The 18372-nt window shown below is 56.3% G+C and carries 15 protein-coding genes; 7 read left to right on the top strand and 8 right to left on the bottom strand.

Annotated elements, in window-relative coordinates; all coding sequences use genetic code 11:
* Window positions 1-9: 9 nt before the first annotated feature.
* On the bottom strand, window positions 10-1521 hold the full coding sequence (gene dgt, locus EDC54_RS16085; RefSeq protein WP_132458654.1) for a dGTPase: 1512 nt from the start codon (window positions 1519-1521) through the stop codon (window positions 10-12).
* A gap of 122 nt (window positions 1522-1643) precedes the next feature.
* On the opposite strand from dgt, the gene mtnN reads away from it, so the two are divergent.
* The 3 genes from mtnN to EDC54_RS16070 all read left to right on the top strand — a co-directional run bounded on the left by mtnN (window position 1644) and on the right by EDC54_RS16070 (window position 3662).
* A complete protein-coding gene (gene mtnN, locus EDC54_RS16080; protein ID WP_132458651.1) occupies window positions 1644-2342 on the top strand; it encodes a 5'-methylthioadenosine/S-adenosylhomocysteine nucleosidase in 699 nt (232 codons plus the stop codon).
* Between the two features lie 3 nt (window positions 2343-2345).
* The gene (gene btuF, locus EDC54_RS16075) at window positions 2346-3173 is read left to right on the top strand and encodes a vitamin B12 ABC transporter substrate-binding protein BtuF (protein WP_132458648.1); all 828 of its coding nucleotides are present in this window, start codon (window positions 2346-2348) and stop codon (window positions 3171-3173) included.
* Window positions 3174-3383: 210 nt separating this feature from the next.
* Window positions 3384-3662: a hypothetical protein gene (locus tag EDC54_RS16070; RefSeq protein ID WP_132458645.1), complete on the top strand. Its 279-nt coding sequence runs from the start codon at window positions 3384-3386 to the stop codon at window positions 3660-3662.
* 110 nt (window positions 3663-3772) lie between these two features.
* On the opposite strand, the gene erpA is transcribed toward EDC54_RS16070, so the two are convergent.
* Together erpA and clcA are read right to left on the bottom strand one after the other, a co-directional pair.
* Window positions 3773-4120 carry an iron-sulfur cluster insertion protein ErpA gene (gene erpA / locus EDC54_RS16065; RefSeq protein WP_132458642.1) on the bottom strand — a complete coding sequence of 116 codons (348 nt, stop codon included), beginning with the start codon at window positions 4118-4120 and terminating at the stop codon, window positions 3773-3775.
* Between the two features lie 79 nt (window positions 4121-4199).
* Window positions 4200-5615, bottom strand: a complete 1416-nt coding sequence (gene clcA, locus EDC54_RS16060; RefSeq protein ID WP_132458639.1) for a H(+)/Cl(-) exchange transporter ClcA — start codon at window positions 5613-5615, stop codon at window positions 4200-4202.
* Between the two features lie 172 nt (window positions 5616-5787).
* Between clcA and hemL the strand changes: the two genes are divergently transcribed.
* Window positions 5788-7068: a glutamate-1-semialdehyde 2,1-aminomutase gene (gene hemL, locus EDC54_RS16055; protein ID WP_132458636.1), complete on the top strand. Its 1281-nt coding sequence runs from the start codon at window positions 5788-5790 to the stop codon at window positions 7066-7068.
* A gap of 97 nt (window positions 7069-7165) precedes the next feature.
* On the opposite strand, the gene fhuB is transcribed toward hemL, so the two are convergent.
* From fhuB to hrpB, 5 genes are all read right to left on the bottom strand, one after another.
* On the bottom strand, window positions 7166-9196 hold the full coding sequence (fhuB, locus tag EDC54_RS16050) for a Fe(3+)-hydroxamate ABC transporter permease FhuB (protein WP_132458633.1): 2031 nt from the start codon (window positions 9194-9196) through the stop codon (window positions 7166-7168).
* Window positions 9189-10112 (bottom strand): Fe(3+)-hydroxamate ABC transporter substrate-binding protein FhuD, encoded by a 924-nt coding sequence (fhuD, locus tag EDC54_RS16045; protein ID WP_132458630.1) that lies wholly within the window; start codon window positions 10110-10112, stop codon window positions 9189-9191. Before fhuD ends, fhuB begins: the two co-directional genes overlap by 8 nt.
* Before the next feature lie 16 nt (window positions 10113-10128).
* Window positions 10129-10926: a Fe3+-hydroxamate ABC transporter ATP-binding protein FhuC gene (gene fhuC, locus EDC54_RS16040; RefSeq protein WP_132458627.1), complete on the bottom strand. Its 798-nt coding sequence runs from the start codon at window positions 10924-10926 to the stop codon at window positions 10129-10131.
* A gap of 254 nt (window positions 10927-11180) precedes the next feature.
* Window positions 11181-13652 (bottom strand): bifunctional glycosyl transferase/transpeptidase, encoded by a 2472-nt coding sequence (mrcB, locus tag EDC54_RS16035; RefSeq protein ID WP_132458624.1) that lies wholly within the window; start codon window positions 13650-13652, stop codon window positions 11181-11183.
* A 101-nt stretch (window positions 13653-13753) separates the two neighbouring features.
* On the bottom strand, window positions 13754-16198 hold the full coding sequence (gene hrpB / locus EDC54_RS16030) for an ATP-dependent helicase HrpB (protein WP_132458621.1): 2445 nt from the start codon (window positions 16196-16198) through the stop codon (window positions 13754-13756).
* 74 nt (window positions 16199-16272) lie between these two features.
* Between hrpB and thpR the strand changes: the two genes are divergently transcribed.
* The 3 genes from thpR to dksA all read left to right on the top strand — a co-directional run bounded on the left by thpR (window position 16273) and on the right by dksA (window position 18249).
* Window positions 16273-16803: an RNA 2',3'-cyclic phosphodiesterase gene (thpR, locus tag EDC54_RS16025; protein WP_132458618.1), complete on the top strand. Its 531-nt coding sequence runs from the start codon at window positions 16273-16275 to the stop codon at window positions 16801-16803.
* 20 nt (window positions 16804-16823) lie between these two features.
* Window positions 16824-17531, top strand: coding sequence for a DNA/RNA nuclease SfsA (sfsA, locus tag EDC54_RS16020; protein ID WP_132458615.1), 708 nt, complete (start codon window positions 16824-16826; stop codon window positions 17529-17531).
* Between the two features lie 262 nt (window positions 17532-17793).
* Complete coding sequence (gene dksA / locus EDC54_RS16010; protein WP_132458612.1) at window positions 17794-18249, top strand: RNA polymerase-binding protein DksA; 456 nt, start codon at window positions 17794-17796, stop codon at window positions 18247-18249.
* Window positions 18250-18372 lie beyond the last annotated feature (123 nt).

The following is an 18372-nucleotide window of genomic DNA, read 5'->3' as shown; positions in this document are numbered from 1 at the left end:
TGTTGCACGTTAATCCGCCGCCATCAGCTTGCGGTATTCGTCGTAGGCGTACAAATCCGTCATCCCACTGATGTAATCCTGAATCAGGCGAGCCCGATAATAATATTCGCGGACAATCCGCTCGGTTTCAGGTAACGCATCCAGTCCGCTAACCGCTTCGCGATAGGCCAGACAATGCTTGCTGGAGAGCTTGTGGTAAAGACGAGTTTCAATCGGATATTGCTTGTGCACGTCGTCTCTGACGAGCTGGCTGAAGTCCTGATAAGGCATATCAAGCAGCGGGCGATAGATATCCAGCAACCCGCGAATGACACGGTCGCCCTGAAGCTCCAACTGCTCAACTTCGTGATGGTTAAAGACATGCTTTACGGCGACACGCTTAAAGATGCCTAACAGACGATTTTGCGGGCTATCGTCTTCCAGCAACGCCTGATTGAACGCCCCGGAATAGATTTCCGGCAGATTTTCAATAAAACGCAACGCGGCGTGGGGCACCATCTGCCCCACGGTATAAACGCGCAGATTCATGAAGAACAGATCGTCGCGGCTGCGCCACTGAAAGCGCTCACGCTCTTTATAGGCGCGCTCAATCGTTCTGGCGAAAATATCCTTGTCAGCGCCCGCACCCCAATTTTCGCGCAGGCGCTCGTAAAGGGCTTCGATCGTGAGGATATCTTTCTCGACGGCATCCTCCAAATCCGCAATACAGTAGGAAACGTCGTCAGCGGCTTCCATGATGTAGCTCAGCGGATGGCGGTGAAACTCCCCCATGTCCAGCTCTTCACGCAGTCTGGCGACGAATGCTTCCTCCGCCAGATAATAACCCGGTTTCTTCATCAAATAGTCGTAACCGGACGGGAGCGCGCCGTGCCAATACGCAGGGCGGGTATATTTCAGGATGCACGCGACCTGTCCATAAGTCAGGTTAAGTTTTAGCAGCGTGTGTACCAGACGGATCGCCTGCGCATTCCCCTCAAAGTGGCTCAGATCCTGACGGATCTGTCCGCGCAGTTCGTCTAACCCATCCCGCTGCATCCTTAACGTCGGCACGTTACAATTATCGCCGCGATCCGGGGATTCACCGTCCAGATAATGGCTATCCAGCAATTTTCTGAACCACTGATTGATCGCGGATTCACCAAAATGACCAAACGGCGGATTTCCGATATCGTGCATCAGACACGCCATTTCGACCATACTTTCAAACGGCGTTTCTTTATCCAACAGACCAAGCGACGCCAGTCGGCCTTCAACGTGCAGACGGTGCAAAATCTCTTTTGCGATGTAACGACCAACCTGCTGCACTTCCATCGAGTGGGTCAGACGAGAACGAACGGCTGCGTTACGCTCCAGCGGGAAGACCTGCGTTTTTTGCTGTAAGCGACGGATAGCGGCGGAGTTGATAATACGTCCACGATCGCTCTCGAACTGACGCACAATCGTATACGCATCGTCCGCCGTTTTTGGCCGGCTGAAATACCGCTGAAAACTCATTTTTTTGGCGAAATCGATCTCAGACATACGGTTCTCCATGTCATACCCGCTACAGCACAATGATGGACACTCCATCTCATCCCGCTAGCCATGATAGACTAACCCCCGCTACACGCCTTCCATTTATAACAGAATTTGCGGGGAACCTTATGAAAGTCGGTATTATCGGTGCGATGGAACAAGAAGTAACGCTGCTGCGCGATCGGATTGAAAACCGTGAGACCTTCCAGCGCGCAGGTTGCGAAATCTACACCGGCCAAATTAACGGCGTAGAGGTCGCGCTGCTGAAATCCGGCATCGGTAAAGTCTCCGCCGCGCTCGGCACCACGCTGCTGCTGGAACACAGCCAGCCGGATGTCGTCATTAACACTGGTTCTGCGGGCGGGCTGGCCCCCACGTTGAATGTCGGTGATATCGTCGTTTCCGATGAAGTACGCTATCACGATGCCGACGTCACGGCATTTGGTTATGAACCCGGTCAGATGGCGGGCTGCCCTGCCGCATTCCTCGCCGATGAAAAACTCATCGCGCTGGCGCAGGAGGCGATTGCCGATTTACAGCTCAATGCCGTTCGCGGTCTGGTTGTCAGCGGTGATGCCTTCATCAATGGCGCAGAACCGTTGGCGCGTATTCGCAGCACCTTCCCTCAGGCCATTGCCGTGGAAATGGAGGCAACCGCAATCGCCCATGTCTGCCACCAGTTCGCCGTGCCGTTTGTGGTCGTGCGCGCCATTTCCGATGTGGCGGATAAGGAATCACACCAGAGTTTCGATGAGTTCCTGAGCGTGGCGGCACAGCAATCCACGCGCATGGTGGAAACCATTCTGACCAAGCTGACCACTCGTTAATCGATGCGCTTCAGGTTACTCTGCTGGCTGGTCGGACTGCTGCTCTGCGCCAGCGCGAATGCCATTCCGCAACGGGTGATCAGTCTCGCCCCACACGCGACGGAGATGGCTTATGCCGCAGGTATGGGCGCTCAACTGATTGCCGTCAGCGCCTGGTCTGATTATCCGCCTGAAGCGAAAAAGCTGGAACAGGTCGCGTCCTGGCAAGGAATCAACCTTGAGCGAATCCTTGCTCTCAAGCCTGACCTGATTCTGGCCTGGCGAGAAGGGAATTCGCAGCGTCCGCTGGAGCAGCTCGCAGGGTTCGCCATTCCCATTATTTATTTGGATCCCAAAACGCTGGATGATATTCCCGCCGCGTTACGGCAGTTAGCGGCCTATAGCCAGCATCCAGAACAAGCCGAACAGGCCGCCGCAGATTTTCAGCGGAAAATGAAGGCGCTCCGCCGCCGCCCTCACGCAACGGCCTCACCGCTGCGAGTCTTCATTCAATTTGGCACGCAGCCGCTGTTTACTTCGTCAAAGACAACGCTGCAAAGCCAAATCCTTTCACTCTGTGGGGCAGAAAACATCTTTGCCGACAGCCCGGTTCCGTGGCCGCAGGTCAGCCGCGAGCAGGTATTAAGACGGCAGCCACAGGTCATTATCGTCAGCGGAACCTCAGATAAGCTTGCGGCTACGCAGGCATTCTGGCAGCCGCAGTTAACGGTTCCGGTCATCGAGGTTAATGAGAGCTGGTTCAGCCGCAGCGGTCCCCGTTTGTTACTGGCGGCGCAGCATATTTGCGCTCAACTGACGGCCTTAAAACAGACTAAACCCTTCACGAAATAAATAACTACTCCAGTAAAATCAAAGCGATGAAAACAGAATCATTCATTCACAAGTTGTAACACTAACCGTCTATAGCTTCGCCAACACCTGCCGATAACTTGGACATGACGATAGGATCATAGAGACCGCTCTCGGTGCGCTGATGACCACTCGTACTAACAACATTAAATAATGTTGCATCGACAGGTTCCTTTAACGCCAGGTAAAAATATGAAACGTGCGTTGCTCTGCGCAGGTTTGCTGATTGCAGCCTGCGGCCCCACCTATGCAGGAAATCTCAGTGGACAAATTAATGCCCGATTAACGATTTTTCCGTCATGTGGTGTGGTATCCCACTTCGGCCAATATCAAATGAAATGCAACGCGCTTGCCGTACCTCAGCCTAAAATCACCGAGTCGCGCATTCTGCAAACTCAGATGAATAAGGCAACTACCGTGGCAAAAATGGAGTCGAATGCGGACGTCCGTCTGGTGACGGTTGAATGGTAGTCACCGTCATTTAATGCCGGTGTTTAACGTCAGGCCGATCTCATAACATAAAAAAACCGTGTCTGATTAGAGACACGGTTTTATCGCTCATCAATAGCGACAATGCGCTATCAGATGCTGAAGGAAGAGCCGCAACCGCAGGTCGTCTTCGCATTCGGATTCGTCACGATGAAGCGGGAACCTTCCAGACCTTCGGTATAATCCACCGCGCCGCCAACCAGATATTGCAGGCTCATCGGATCAACCACCAACGACACGCCTTGTTTCTCAATGGTCATATCGCCGTCATTGACCTGATCGTCAAAGGTAAAACCATACTGGAAACCGCTACAGCCGCCGCCCGTGATATACACGCGCAGTTTCAGCTCCGGGTTTTCTTCATCAGCAATCAGGTTTTTCACCTTGTTCGCCGCTGCATCGGTAAATTGCAGAGGCAGTGCTGCCATATCGTCGCTCATATCTTAACTCCCCACTCAGGGCTTATCAGGTGATAGGCCCACACACATCGCCTTATTATCCGGCAGGAAACGAAAACGTTCAAGATTTGACAGAACTTGTTGAATTAATCTGCTGCTCCTGCTCAGCCAACGTCTGTCGCTGCAACGTCCTCGCCAGAATAGAAGAATATAGCGGCTTCCCTCCCAGGAACTGCGCCAAAAGCGTCGCACCCAGACACGTCACGATCATGGGTAAGATCAATTGATAGTTGTCAGTCATTTCCAAAACCAGAACGATGCCGGTGAGCGGAGCGCGAACCGATGCCGTGAACAACGCCCCCATACCTGCCACAGCAAACGTGCTGGCTCCAATGGCATAATCAGGAAATAACTGGCTGGCCACCATACCAAACGCGGCGCCGAGCAGCGTTCCCAACGCCAGCATCGGCGCAAAAATCCCCCCTGGAGCGCCCGATCCGAAACAAAGCAGCGTCATGAAGACGCGGATTATAAAGATCCCCAATAGCATACTGATGCTGTAATGCTCCGCCGACGCGAGTGGGATAAGCGTAAACCCGCCTCCGGTTGCTTCATGAAAAACGACAGACAGCACGCCACAAAGACCGCCCGCCAGCGCGCCAACCAGCAGGAAACGTGACATCCGTTTACCATGAAAAGCCAAAAACAGCGCCTGAGTACGTAAAACCATGGCATTAAACACCACACCGACGACGCCAAAAATAATCCCAAGCATCAAATATAACCACAGCGTCTTGAGCGGTGCGGAAGGGAGTTGCCCTATATCGATCACCGCCTGCTCGCCGTTGAAGAGACGAAATACGATGCTCGACATAATGACGCCGATGAATACCGCTTTAATCGAGATTAGGCTATAGCGGAACTGCGGCCGCATTTCCTCAATGATAAAAAGTATTCCGGCCAATGGCGCATTAAAGGCGGCGGATAGCCCGGCAGCCGCGCCGGTAGCCAGTAATGAGTGACGTCCATCCTGCTGCCTTTTGGGCAACATGTCCGCAACCATACCACCAATATTTGCCCCCAGCTGTACCGTCGGCCCTTCACGCCCCAACACCATTCCCGACCCGAGCGTGCCAATGCCGCCAAAAAACTTAACGGGCAATACGCGCCACCAACGTACCGGTCTGAGTTCTTCTAAAGCCCCCCCAATCTCGGGAATCCCCGATCCGCCGGCTTCTGGAGCGAAGCGCCGAACCAGAAAATATCCCCACACCGCCAGTACAGCAGACATCGCTGCGGCAACAAGCCAGCTCATTCCACTTTCCGGCAAGTGTGCCAAGAGTTCTACGCGCTGCTGTATTACCCAGTTCACCGAACGTTCAAATGCCACACCGAGCAACCCGGTTAACGTCCCCACTATCGCCGCCAGCAGAAGAATCAACACAGGGGTTTTATCGCGCCGAACAAATTGTGCGATGGCAGCACGACGCTCCACCGCAGAAAAAACGGGTGCAGAAAGTCTGATCACAACGGTCATAACCAAAAAAGAGAAATAAGAGTAACTATGTTACCCCTTAAGGATGAAACTGCCTATGTGACCAAAATAGAATACGAAGAGACCTGCATCTGTTGAACAACGATTTCATAACGGCAGTCAGTTCATTAGAATACCCGTACATTTTACGATTAAGACCAGTCAGGACTGCGTAATGAATAAATCTGAAAGTCTGTATGCTGCGGCGCAGCAGCTTATTCCCGGCGGCGTGAATTCCCCCGTGCGCGCGTTTAATGGTGTCGGCGGCGTCCCGTTGTTCATCGAACGGGCTGATGGCGCCTATCTCCACGACGCGGACGGAAAAGCGTACATTGATTACGTCGGATCCTGGGGGCCGATGGTGCTGGGGCACAATCACCCGGCAATTCGCGACGCGGTCATCGCCGCCGCACAGCGCGGCCTGAGCTTTGGCGCGCCGACGGAAATGGAAGTGCAGATGGCGCGGCTGGTAACATCGCTGGTGCCCAGCATGGACATGGTGCGGATGGTCAACTCCGGAACAGAAGCCACCATGAGCGCCATTCGTCTGGCGCGGGGTTATACCGGTCGCGATAAGATCATCAAATTTGAAGGCTGTTACCACGGCCACGCCGACTGCCTGCTGGTGAAAGCCGGTTCCGGCGCGCTGACGTTGGGCCAGCCAAACTCTCCCGGCGTTCCGGCCGACTTTGCCCGCCATACGCTGACCTGCGTCTATAACGATCTGTCATCGGTACGCGCCGCGTTTAAACAATACCCCGATGAAATCGCCGCGATTATCGTTGAACCGGTCGCCGGCAACATGAACTGCGTGCCGCCGCTGCCCGACTTCCTGCCCGGCCTGCGCTCTCTGTGCGACGAGTTTGGCGCGCTGTTCATCATCGATGAAGTGATGACCGGTTTCCGCGTCGCGCTGGCAGGCGCACAATCGCACTACGGCGTGGTGCCGGATCTGACCTGTCTGGGGAAAATCATCGGCGGCGGGATGCCTGTCGGCGCATTCGGCGGCAAGCGTGAAGTGATGCAGGCGCTGGCGCCAACCGGTCCGGTTTATCAGGCGGGAACGCTATCCGGCAACCCGATCGCCATGGCAGCGGGTTTTGCCTGCCTGACGGAAGTGGCGAAGCCCGGCGTGCATGAAAAGCTCACCGCGTTAACCCATCAGTTGGCTGACGGTTTGTTAGCGGCGGCGAAAGCGGAAAACATTCCGCTGGTGGTGAATCAGGCGGGCGGCATGTTCGGTCTATTCTTTACCGATGCCGAGAGCGTCACCTGCTATCAGGATGTGATGAAATGCGACGTCGAGCGTTTTAAACGCTTCTTCCACATGATGCTCGAAGAAGGCGTTTATCTCGCGCCATCCGCGTTTGAAGCCGGCTTTATGTCGCTGGCCCATACGCCGCAGGATATCGAACGTACTATCGAAGCCGCACAGCTCTGCTTCGCACGCCTATAGCGTCCTCTCAGCGGCGGCGTCACTCGCGGATACCGCCGCTGATCGTCAGACGATTATCCAGCGTTCCTTCCACCAGCGCGCCGACACCTGACGCGCCTTATTTCACCTGCCGGCGCAGTAAATAGACAAAGTAAGGCGCGCCAATGAATGTCGCCAGTAGCCCTGCCGGAACCTGGAAAGGGAAAAGGATCATTCGGCCAAACCAGTCCGCCATCACCATCAGCGCCCCGCCAATCAATGCCGCGCTGACAACTTGTGGCAACACGCGGTTAAAGCCCAGCATCCGCGCCATATGCGGCGCCATTAAACCAACAAAGCTCATCGGCCCGACCAGCAGCGTGGCCATCGCGGTCAGTATCGAGGCCAGAAGCAAAACCAGCAGACGGACCGGCGTCACCGCCATCCCCAGCGATCGCGCCGTTGTCGACCCCAGCGGCAGAATACGCAGCCAGCGCTGACAGAGCGGGACGATGAGCAGTAACAAGACAGCAAGCAACGCCGTGCGTATCGCCTCGGCAGGCTCAACCGCATAGGTGGAGCCTGACAGCCAGGTCAGCACGGTAGACATGCGCGGATCGCCGCTGGCTAGCAACAGTGCAATCACCGTAGAAAACGCCATACTCAGCGCGATCCCGGCCAATAGCATACGCTGGGTGGAAAAACCGCCCCGCCCGGCGACAATGACGATGGTAAGCAGCGTCAAGGCCGCACCGGCACTACCGGCAGGAAGCAGCCAGATGAACGCGTTGCCGGGAATGAAAAGCAACAAAATCACAATGCCAAACGATGCGCCAGAACTGATCCCCAGCACTTCCGGGCTCCCCATCGGGTTGCCCGTCAGCTTCTGGATGAGCGTCCCCGCCACCGCCAGCATTGCGCCAGCCGTCAGCGCCGCCAGAACCCGAGGCCAGCGCCATGAGAGAAGCGATGCGGAGATATCCCCGCCCCCCCACTGCCAGCCCGCCGCACCTTTTCCTAACATCAGCGCGATAACCAGCACCAGCGCCAGCAATACAATGCCGATCGCCAGCCATTTTCCCCACAATCGGCGCTCGACCGTTAGCGTTTGATGATTGTCGACCGGCGCAGGTTGAGCGTTATTACGCAGGCGAGGTAGCAGCCATAACAGCAATGGCGCGCCGATCAACGCGGTCGCAGCCCCCGTAGGCACCTCGAACCACACCCGGCTCAGCCAGATAACGCACTGATCGGTTACGCCCAGCAGCAGCGCCCCCAGCAGCGGCGCTAACAAGAGGCGATGGAATAAACGGCGCGCCCCTAACATCTTCGCCAACAGCGGTGCAAACAGGCCAATAAAACCAATAATGCCTGCGGCATTCACCAACTGCGCGCACAGGAAGATCCCCAATCCCAGCGCACTCAACCGCGCCAGCGATAACCCAAGCCCCAGATTGCGCGCAACACCGTCATCCAATCCCAGCAGGGTTAACGGACGAATCAGCAACAGCGCCAGAACAAAACACACCAACAGACGCGGCAGGACAAACAGCACATTGCTCCAGCTCTGCTGATTCAGCACCCCGCTGCTCCACAGGAACTCGCCCTGAAGACGTTCGTGGTGGAAGAGCACCAGCAGTTGGTTGACCGCACCACAGTAGAAGCTCAGCACCAGCCCCGCCAATATCAGCGTCACCGGTGACAGCCGCTTACCCCAGGCGACGCCAAAGACCAGCCCCCCGATGACCAGCGCCCCAAGCATCGCCGCCACCTGATGGAGCCATGCGCCGCCGGGCAGCGCCCACAGCGTCACGATCGTGATCCCGAGCTGCGCGCCTGTCGCAATGCCCAGCGTCGACGGTTCCGCCAACGGATTGCGCAAAACCTGCTGAAACAGTACGCCGCATAGCCCCAGCCCCGCGCCAATCAGCAGCGCCAGCGTCATACGCGGTAAGAGGCTGTAATGAAACAGGAGCTGCGGCATATCGTCTAATGCCGGCTGCGTGAGCCCGCGTAACCACTGCGAAAACGGCAATTGCTGCTGCAAATTGTGGGCGCCTATCGCCAATAGTGCGACAAACAATCCCCCGAACAGCATCGTCGGGAGTAGCAGCGCAGGGACTGCGCGCCTTGACCCGTGCAGGGTTTTCACCGACAGAGGATTAGGCATGATGTTTCGCCTCCAGCGCCTGGTTCAGCACGCGGCAGAAGCGCATCGCAGACAGTGTTCCGCCATACAACCAGACGGCGGGTACACGCTGCAAACGCCGTTGCCGTACAAACGGCATGGCCTGCCAGATCGGGTTCTCATCAAGCTGCGCGAACGTGGCGCTATCGTCATGCTCAAAACAGATGACGTTGGCATCACCGATGCCCGCCAGACGCTCAATCCCGACAATCGTACTCCCCCAGAAACTGGTTTCGCCACGCCAGGCATTCTCTATCCCGATGCGATCCATCACTTCCTGAAACAGGCTGTTTTTACCTATCACCAGAATATGGCGGCTATCGACTATCGTGATGAGTAACAAAGGCCGCTGGGTATACGGCTGGAGCGTGATTTTTTCCTGCTGGAGGAACTGTTCCAGCTCGGCCAGATGCCGCTCTCCGGTCGTTTTTATATTGAGCGTATCGGCCAGTTTCATTAATGACACCTGTGCCGTCGTCAACGGTTTTCCCTGCTCGTTGTTGAAGTTAAAGCCCATCATCGGCGAGATACGCGACATTTTTGTGGCCGACGGCCCATACCCCTCGGCGTAAAGAATGAGCGACGGCGCAATCTGGGCCAGCAATTCCAGATTAGGCTCGGTACGCATCCCGACGTCAATCACCGAATCGGGTAGTGCCGGCTCTTCTACCCACTGGGTATAGTTACGCTTGTCCGCGATGGCGAACGGTACAATCCCCAGCGCCAACAGCAACTCCGCGGGCTGCCATTCCAGCGCCACAATCCGCGTCAGATCGGGCGTGCTGACCATCGCCCCGCGGCTCACGGCTGAATACATCAGTGGCGACAGCATCAGCGCGGTCAGTAACCGGCGACGCAGGGGGTCAGGAGAACGAGAAGAAAAAAATTCAGGCATCATTAGCAAGTAAACCGAGTTAACAAACAAAGCTGACCGGTGCGCCACCAGCCGGATGAGGCAGAATTCCCATAGGAATACCGTAAATACTTTCCAGCACGTCCCCTTGCATCAGCGCGACAGGCTCACCTTGCGCGATCATGTTACCGCCGCGCAGCGCCACCAGACGATCGCAATAACGCGCCGCCATATTGATATCGTGCAACACCGCAATCACCGTGATGCCGCGTTCGCGGCTCATACGTTGAATCAGCGCCAGCACCTCGACCTGATGCGCAATATCCAGCGCAGACGTTGGCTCATCCAGCAACAGGCAGCGGCTATCCTGCGCCACCGTCATCGCCAACCAGGCGCGCTGTCTTTCCCCACCGGACAGGCTGTCGACCAGACGGTTAGCGAACGGCTTCAGTCCCACCAGCATGATAGCTTCTTCGACCTTTTCCCGATCGACGCTACCGAAACGGCCTAATGCGCCATGCCACGGATAGCGCCCCACGGCAACCAGTTCGCGCACGGTCATCCCTTCAGCGGCGGGAAGCTGTTGCGGCAAATAGGCAACCTGACGGGCGAAGGCTTTGCTGTCCCAGCGTTCGACGGCTTGTTCCCCCAACAATACGGTGCCGCTACAGGCAGCCTGATGGCGTCCTAACATTTTCAGCAACGTGGATTTACCGGAACCATTGTGCCCGATCAGACCGCACACCTTCCCGACGGGAAACGTAATGGACAAAGGATGTAAGAGCGTACGTCCGGCAACGGAAAAGCTAACGTCGTCCAGTCTGAAGGTGGTATCAGGCAATACAGTTTGATTTTGCATAGCGTTTTTGAGTTTTTCATGTCGCCCGTAGACCGTAAAAAAGAGGTGAACGGCAATCGATACGGGCAATCATTGAGCTAAAAGAGAACGATAATGATTTCGATAAAGGCAGCATGATAGGCGCAACGGAATATCAATCGCAAGACATTTACCCGTTGGCGTCAGAATGCGCGAGCGGAGAAAGCCGTCGCGGTCAGTCAACGGCGACAATCACAAGAAAAAGCCCCCGGGAACACCGGGGGCAGAGAGAAAGGTTATTGACCAAACATTTGTCTGATCCAGCCGGGCACGCCTTCACCCTCTTGCTCTTCCTGCGGCGCGGAAGGCTGCGGCTGGCTGGTCTGACACAACGCCTGTGGGTTATCTGTCCAGACCGGCAAGACGCGTCCGGCGCTGCTGCCGTTACAGATGAAATTACCGCTGGGGTCAACCGTCATGGTTGTAATGCCTTCCGGCGGCGTCAGCATCAGCGGCAGCGGCGTCTGATTTTCCAGATAGCGACGATAAATGGTCAGCGCGCCATTGGCGCCGGTCAGCTTGGCCGGGCCGTTGTTATCGCGCCCCACCCAGCTAATCGCCACCTCTTTGCCGTCAATCCCGGCAAACCAGCTGTCACGCAGGTCGTTGGTCGTCCCCGTTTTCGCCGCCAGATGGTAATTCGGGAATTTCACCGCCAGCGAGCGCGATGTGCCGCGCGCGACGACCTGCTGCATACCGTACAGCGTCAGGTATGCCGCCTGAGCGGGAACGGCGCGTTCAGCCTGCGGGAAGCTCTGATACAGCACCGTGCCATCTTCCGCAATCACCGAACGCAGTGAAGACAGCGGCGCGCGGTTGCCGCCGCTGGCGATCGTCTGGTACTCCTGCGCCACTTCCATCGGCGTCAGGCTGATCGCCCCCAGCAGCATCGCCGGTACGGGCTGAATCACACTCTCAGGGATCCCCAAACGCTTCAGCGTCGCGGTGATCTGATCCAGCCCCACGGCCATCCCCAGATTTACCGTCGGGACGTTCAACGAATTCGCCAGCGCATCAACCAACATGACACGACCACGGAACTGGCGATCGTAGTTCTTCGGCTGCCACAACTGCCCGTTGGACTGCTTGATCGACAGCGGTTCATCAGCCAGCAGCGTATTTAAGCGATAGGTATCCGGCTGGCTCAGCGCCGTCAGATAGGTTGCGGGTTTCGCCAGCGACCCGATGGGACGGCGCGCCTGAAGCGCCCGGTTAAACCCGGCATACTGCGTCTGCGAACCACCGACCATCGCGCGGATTTCACCGCTGAAGCGATCGACAATCACCATCGCGGCTTCCAGATCGCTGACGTTACGGCCGGCACGCAGTGCCGGAACGCCAACCTCCACGGCTTTTTCCGCCGCATCCTGCGAGACCGGATCGAGCGTCGTAAAGATCTTCACGCCGGACAGATCGTTAACTTTGTCGCCAAGCCGCTGTTGCAGTTCCTGACGCACCAATTGCATAAACGCAGGCTGTGGACTGATGACGCCGCCTCTCGGCTGCACGCCCAGCGGACGCGCGCTCAGCATGTTATACAGATCGGCATCAATCACCTGCTGATTCTGTAACAGACGCAGCACCAGATTACGCCGCTCTAACGTAATCTTCGGGTTACGCCACGGGTTATATAGCGACGCGCCTTTCACCATCCCCACCAGCAGCGCCTGCTGATCGAGACTCAGTTCATTTACCGGCCGGCCAAAATAGTACAGGCTCGCCAGCGGGAAGCCCCGGATCTGATCGTTACCACTCTGTCCGAGATAGACCTCGTTAAGATACAGCTCAAGGATACGATCCTTGCTATAACGGTAGTCCATGATCAGCGCCATATAGGCTTCGTTAGCCTTACGCCACAGCGAGCGCTCGTTGGTCAGGAACAGGTTCTTGACTAACTGTTGCGTCAGCGTACTGCCGCCCTGTACCGCACGCCCGGCGGTGATATTCGCCAGAAACGCCCGCCCGATGGAGTACAGGCTAATGCCGTCATGTTCGTAGAAATGGCGGTCTTCGGTCGCGATCAGCGTATCAACGAGCAGATCGGGGAAACCCGCACGCGGGACGAACAGACGCTGTTCACCGTTCGGCGACTGCATCATGGTGATCAGCTTCGGATCGAGACGGAAAAAGCCGAACTGACGCTGATTATCCAGATTCTGGATCTGCGACAACCGATCATTGGCAAACGTCAGGCGCGCCTGAATCTGCCCTTCTTTCCCGTCGGGAAAATCAAACGGACGGCGCAGCATGTCGATGCTGTTACCACGCACGCTAAACTCTCCCGGTCGGGTAATGCGGCTCACCTGACGGTATTGCATCCCCTCCAGCAGGCTGATCATCTCTTTCTGACTATAGGCCATACCGGGTTCAAGGTTGACCATACGGCCATAAACGGCGGCAGGCAGTTGCCAGACCTTGCCTTCAATACGGCTGCGGATCTGACTGTCGAGATAGACGCCATAAATCGCCATCGTCACGGCAAAAATCAGAAACAGCTTAATCGCCAGCCCCAGCCAGCGTCGTTTTCTCTGCGGTTTACGCGTCATGGTTTCGCCGCCATCATCATCGTCATAGTCGTCCTGATAATCGTCGTAGTCGTCATCATCATAGTCGTCATCCCTGCGACGTCGTATCGCCTGTTTACGTTCAGGCTTACGTTTTGACGCGTTACTTTTGCGTCCGATAGGTTCGCGGTCATCCCGAGACATTACAATAACTTCTCCATCAGGTTGTTTACGGCCACCTGCTCTGCGCTCAAGCCGCATACTCTGTTTCCAGCCCGGTTACGTGAAAGCGGAAACGTCTGAAATTAGTGATTCTGATATTTTCTGGTACGTCTTGTCGGCGTCGTATTCGCCGGATCGTCCGGCCAGACATGCTTGGGATAACGCCCCTTCATCTCTTTTTGTACCTCACGGTAAGCGCCTTGCCAAAATGCCGCTAAATCCTGCGTAATTTGTAATGGCCGCTGCGCGGGAGATAAAAGTTCCAGCACCAACGACACCCGCCCTTCCGCCAACCGCGGACTTTGCCGCTCGCCGAACATTTCCTGTATCCGTACCGACAGCACCGGGGGCTTTTCATCATAATAGGCGATGGGCAAGCGGCTGCCACCGGGGGCGGTATAGTGGGTCGGCAGCGCGCTATCCAGACGCTGGCGCAGCGGCCAGTCCAGTAGGCGCATCAGCGCATCGCGCAAATCAATCTGGTGCAATGCGCGTAAATCCCGCACGCCGGAAAGCGACGGCAGCAGCCAGACCTCCAGCGTTGCCAGCAGCGTCGCCTCATCCACTTTCGGCCACTCGACCTCAGGCAGCCATTGGCGGGCGCACTGTAACCGGGCGCGCAACTGCAACGCGGTGGCGTCCCAGCGCAGCGCATCGATCCCCTGATCCCGGATCCATGACAGCATCGCCTGCTGCAATGCCGCATCGGAAGGTTTATTCAACGGACGTGTTCGCACAGTCAGACAACCGATCTGGTCGCGCTGGCTGGCGCGCAGAGTACCTTTTTCTTCGTCCCAGCGCACCACGTTATGTTCATTGATCAATCCGGGCAGTCGACGTTCCAACCGCTCAATATCCAGCGACAACGCCAGCTGAATCCGTGCATCCGCACTCTGATTATTTTGTAACAGCGCGGCAGCTATCACCCACTCGCTGCCGGACAGCGCGTCATCGACCGGCATCATTGCGCCGCTGCCGTTAGCCAGCAGATAGCGTCCATCCTGACCGCGCCGCCGGGCGATACGGTCGGGAAAAGCCTGCGCCAGCAACCAATCGGCCTCGCTGCGATCAGGGCGTCCCGCCGCCGTCGATAAACGACGCGTCAGCTGCTTTGCCCGTCGTAGCCAGTGAGATAACGGGCGATCCAGCCAGTCGGCCAAATTGATCGACCCGCTACGCGGAGGCTCTTCAAGTATGGCGGCCAGACAGCCGGCGGTAGCTAGCGTATCCGCCCCCTGCCGTGAGGCGGCGTAGAGCATCGTTGCCAGGCGAGCATCGCAGCCCAGCGCCGCAATCTTGCGACCATCGACCGTTAACCTATCCTGTTCATCGGTAACGCCAAGCTGACGTAACAATCGGCGAGCCGCCGTCAGCGCCGGTGCCGGCGGCGCATCCAGCCAGGTTAACTGCGTAACATCGGTACATCCCCACTGCAACAAATCCAGCCAGATACTGCTTAAATCACTATTCAGTATCTCAGGCTCCTGTTGCGCCGCCGCACGCTCTGCCTGCTCACGGGAACATAAATGCCAGCAGATACCGGGGCTTAAGCGCCCGGCTCGTCCGGCGCGCTGGATCATGGAAGCCTGACTAATACGCTGCGTTACCAGTCGGGTAAGCCCGCTTTTTACATCAAAACTGGCCACCCGTTCCAGCCCGCTATCGACCACCAACCGAATCCCCTCAATCGTCAGGCTGGTTTCAGCAATATTGGTCGCCAACACCACTTTACGGCGACCCGGTTCAGCGGGCAGAATCGCTTTCTGCTGCTCCGCCAGCGTCAGCGCGCCGTAGAGTGGACACAGCACCACATCATCCGCCCCGCGATTTTCCAGCAGCATCTGGACGCGGCGAATTTCCGCTACGCCGGGTAAAAACAGCAACAGGGAGCCCGTTTCTTCATTCAGCAAACGCCGAACCTGCCGCGCCGCGCCCTCTTCTAAACGCTCCTGACTGTTGAGTGGCGCATAACCGCGTTCGACCGGATAGCTGCGCCCTTCTGAAACCACGCTGACGGCGTCCGGCAACAGCGCCGCCAGTCGCGCATTATCGAGCGTCGCGGACATGATCAGCAACGTTAAGTCGTCACGCAGCCCTTGCTGCACATCAAGCAAAAGCGCCAATGCCAAATCGGCCTGTACGCTGCGTTCATGAAATTCATCAAGGATGACCAACGCAACGCCTTGCAGCTCCGCATCGTGTTGCAGCAAACGCGTTAATATGCCCTCGGTCACGACTTCCAGTTTCGTCGCATCGCTCACACAGCTTTCTGAGCGCATCCGATAACCGACCGTTTTCCCCGGCACTTCTCCTAACTGCTGCGCTAACCGCCAGGCCACGCTCTTCGCCGCCAGACGACGCGGTTCCAGCATGATAATGCGCCCGTTCAGGTTGCCTTGTTGCAGCAACTGCAAGGGCAGCCAGGTAGATTTCCCCGCCCCCGTTGGGGCATTGAGCAGCACCTGAGGCGCGGTATGTAGCGCCGTTATGACATCATTCAGCACGGCGCTGACGGGCGGTAAAATCACAGACATCTCCGTAAAGGTTAACTTTCAGCGACGGGCATTGTAGCATCGGATGGAATCAGAACAGAGAGATCGCCATGCCTGACACCCGCCGTCTGTTTTTTGCCTTACCGCTGCCGGAAACCACACAACAGGAGATTATCCGTTGGCGTGCCGAAAACTTCTCACCGGAAGCAGGCCGCCCGATCGCCGCCGCCAACCTGCATCTGACGCTGGCTTTTTTAGGTCACGTCAGTGAGCAAAAAGAACAGGTTCTGAGAACGTTGGCTGGCCGTATCCGTCAGCCTGCGTTTTCCGTCAATCTGAATGATGCGGGGCACTGGCCGCGGCCCGGCGTCGTCTGGCTGGGCTGCCGCCGCGCGCCGCGCGGGTTGCTGCAACTGGCGGAACTGCTGCGCGCCCAGGCGGCGCGCAATGGCTGCTATCAATCCGCCTTGCCTTTTCATCCCCACGTCACGCTACTGCGCGGCGCGACCCGCCCGGTGTCGATACCGCCAGCCAATTTCAGTTGGCCGATCGACATGACGCATTTTTCGCTTTATCAATCGCATTTTGACAACGGTAAAAGCCGCTATCAGCGGCTCGAAAGCTGGTCGTTTATTGAATAGACGAAGAGAACAGGATACGTATGGAATATATCCCACGCTTACACCCCGCCCGACTGGTTAAGCGCTACAAACGTTTTTTAGCCGACGTCGTGACGCCCGAAGGTGAAATGCTCACGCTGCACTGCGCCAATACCGGTGCGATGACCGGCTGCGCCACCCCCGGTGACACCGTCTGGTACTCCACCTCTGACAACCCAAAGCGGAAATATCCCCACAGTTGGGAACTGACTGAAACACAGCAAAATCACTGGATTTGTGTCAATACTCTGCGTGCCAACACATTATTACGCGAGGCTTTATTAGAAAATCGCATCGCTGAGCTGGCTGGCTATCAGACCATAACAACAGAGGTGAAATACGGTACGGAAAACAGCCGGATTGACCTGCTCTTACAGGCGCCGAACAGGATTAACTGCTATATTGAAGTGAAAACCGTCACATTATTGCAACATGAATGTGGTTACTTCCCCGATGCTGTTACGCTAAGAGGACAAAAGCATCTGCGTGAGCTACAGCAGGTGGTGATGGCAGGAGAACGTGCCGTACTGTTTTTCGCCGTGCTCCACTCCGGTATTCAGCAGGTCGCCCCCGCCCGACATATTGATGGACGCTATGCGGAGTTATTTACCGAGGCGCAGCGGGCAGGGGTTGAAATTTTATGTTATGGCGTCACGTTATGCCCGGACGGTATCAAGTTGACGCATCCGTTGCCGTTGTTGAAAGAGTGAGTGGGCCTAACACATTACATTAGCTTCATCAAAAGACGTAACACGTTGTTTATCATTTAATGTATGTAGATTGTTCCTCACACTTTATCAGGCCGGTGTCAGGAAGCATTGCCAACCCCATCGCCATCTGCTATTTATAGCGGCCTGTTTTTCCCCCATTGGGGGCCGAAATACCCCAGATAGCTGACGTTATGGCCGAGAACGCCGCAACATCACTGTATAAAAGGGTATTGTGCGTGTCGTGTTATGTAGGAGAAGCAACATGCAAGAAGGGCAAAACCGTAAGACATCTTCTCTGAGCATTCTCGCAATTGCCGGAGTAGAGCCGTACCAGGAGAAAGCTGGCGAAGAGTATATGAACGACGCTCAGCTGGCTCATTTCAAGCGTATTCTTGAAGCATGGCGCAACCAACTCAGGGATGAAGTGGATCGTACCGTATCGCATATGCGTGATGAAGCAGCTAATTTTCCCGATCCCGTGGACCGTGCGGCGCAGGAAGAAGAATTCAGTCTTGAGCTGCGTAACCGCGATCGCGAGCGTAAATTGATCAAGAAGATCGCGAAAACACTGCAAAAAATCGAAGATGAGGATTTCGGGTTCTGTGAATCCTGTGGCGTCGAAATTGGTATTCGTCGTCTGGAAGCGCGCCCGACGGCCGATCTGTGTATCGACTGCAAAACGCTGGCAGAGATACGCGAAAAGCAGATGGCTGGCTGATTTTCCCATTCAGAACCGGCTCCGGTGATCACCGGAGCCGATTCTGATTACGTTATTATTAATGAATGATGTTCCTCATATGCTTTTCCGTCTCGCTAAATGCTGACGAGACAGCTTTAACGT

Origin of the sequence: Samsonia erythrinae, from assembly GCF_004342665.1 — a bacterium.
Lineage (GTDB): Bacteria > Pseudomonadota > Gammaproteobacteria > Enterobacterales > Enterobacteriaceae > Samsonia > Samsonia erythrinae.
This window is presented reverse-complemented; position numbering and strand designations above follow the sequence as displayed.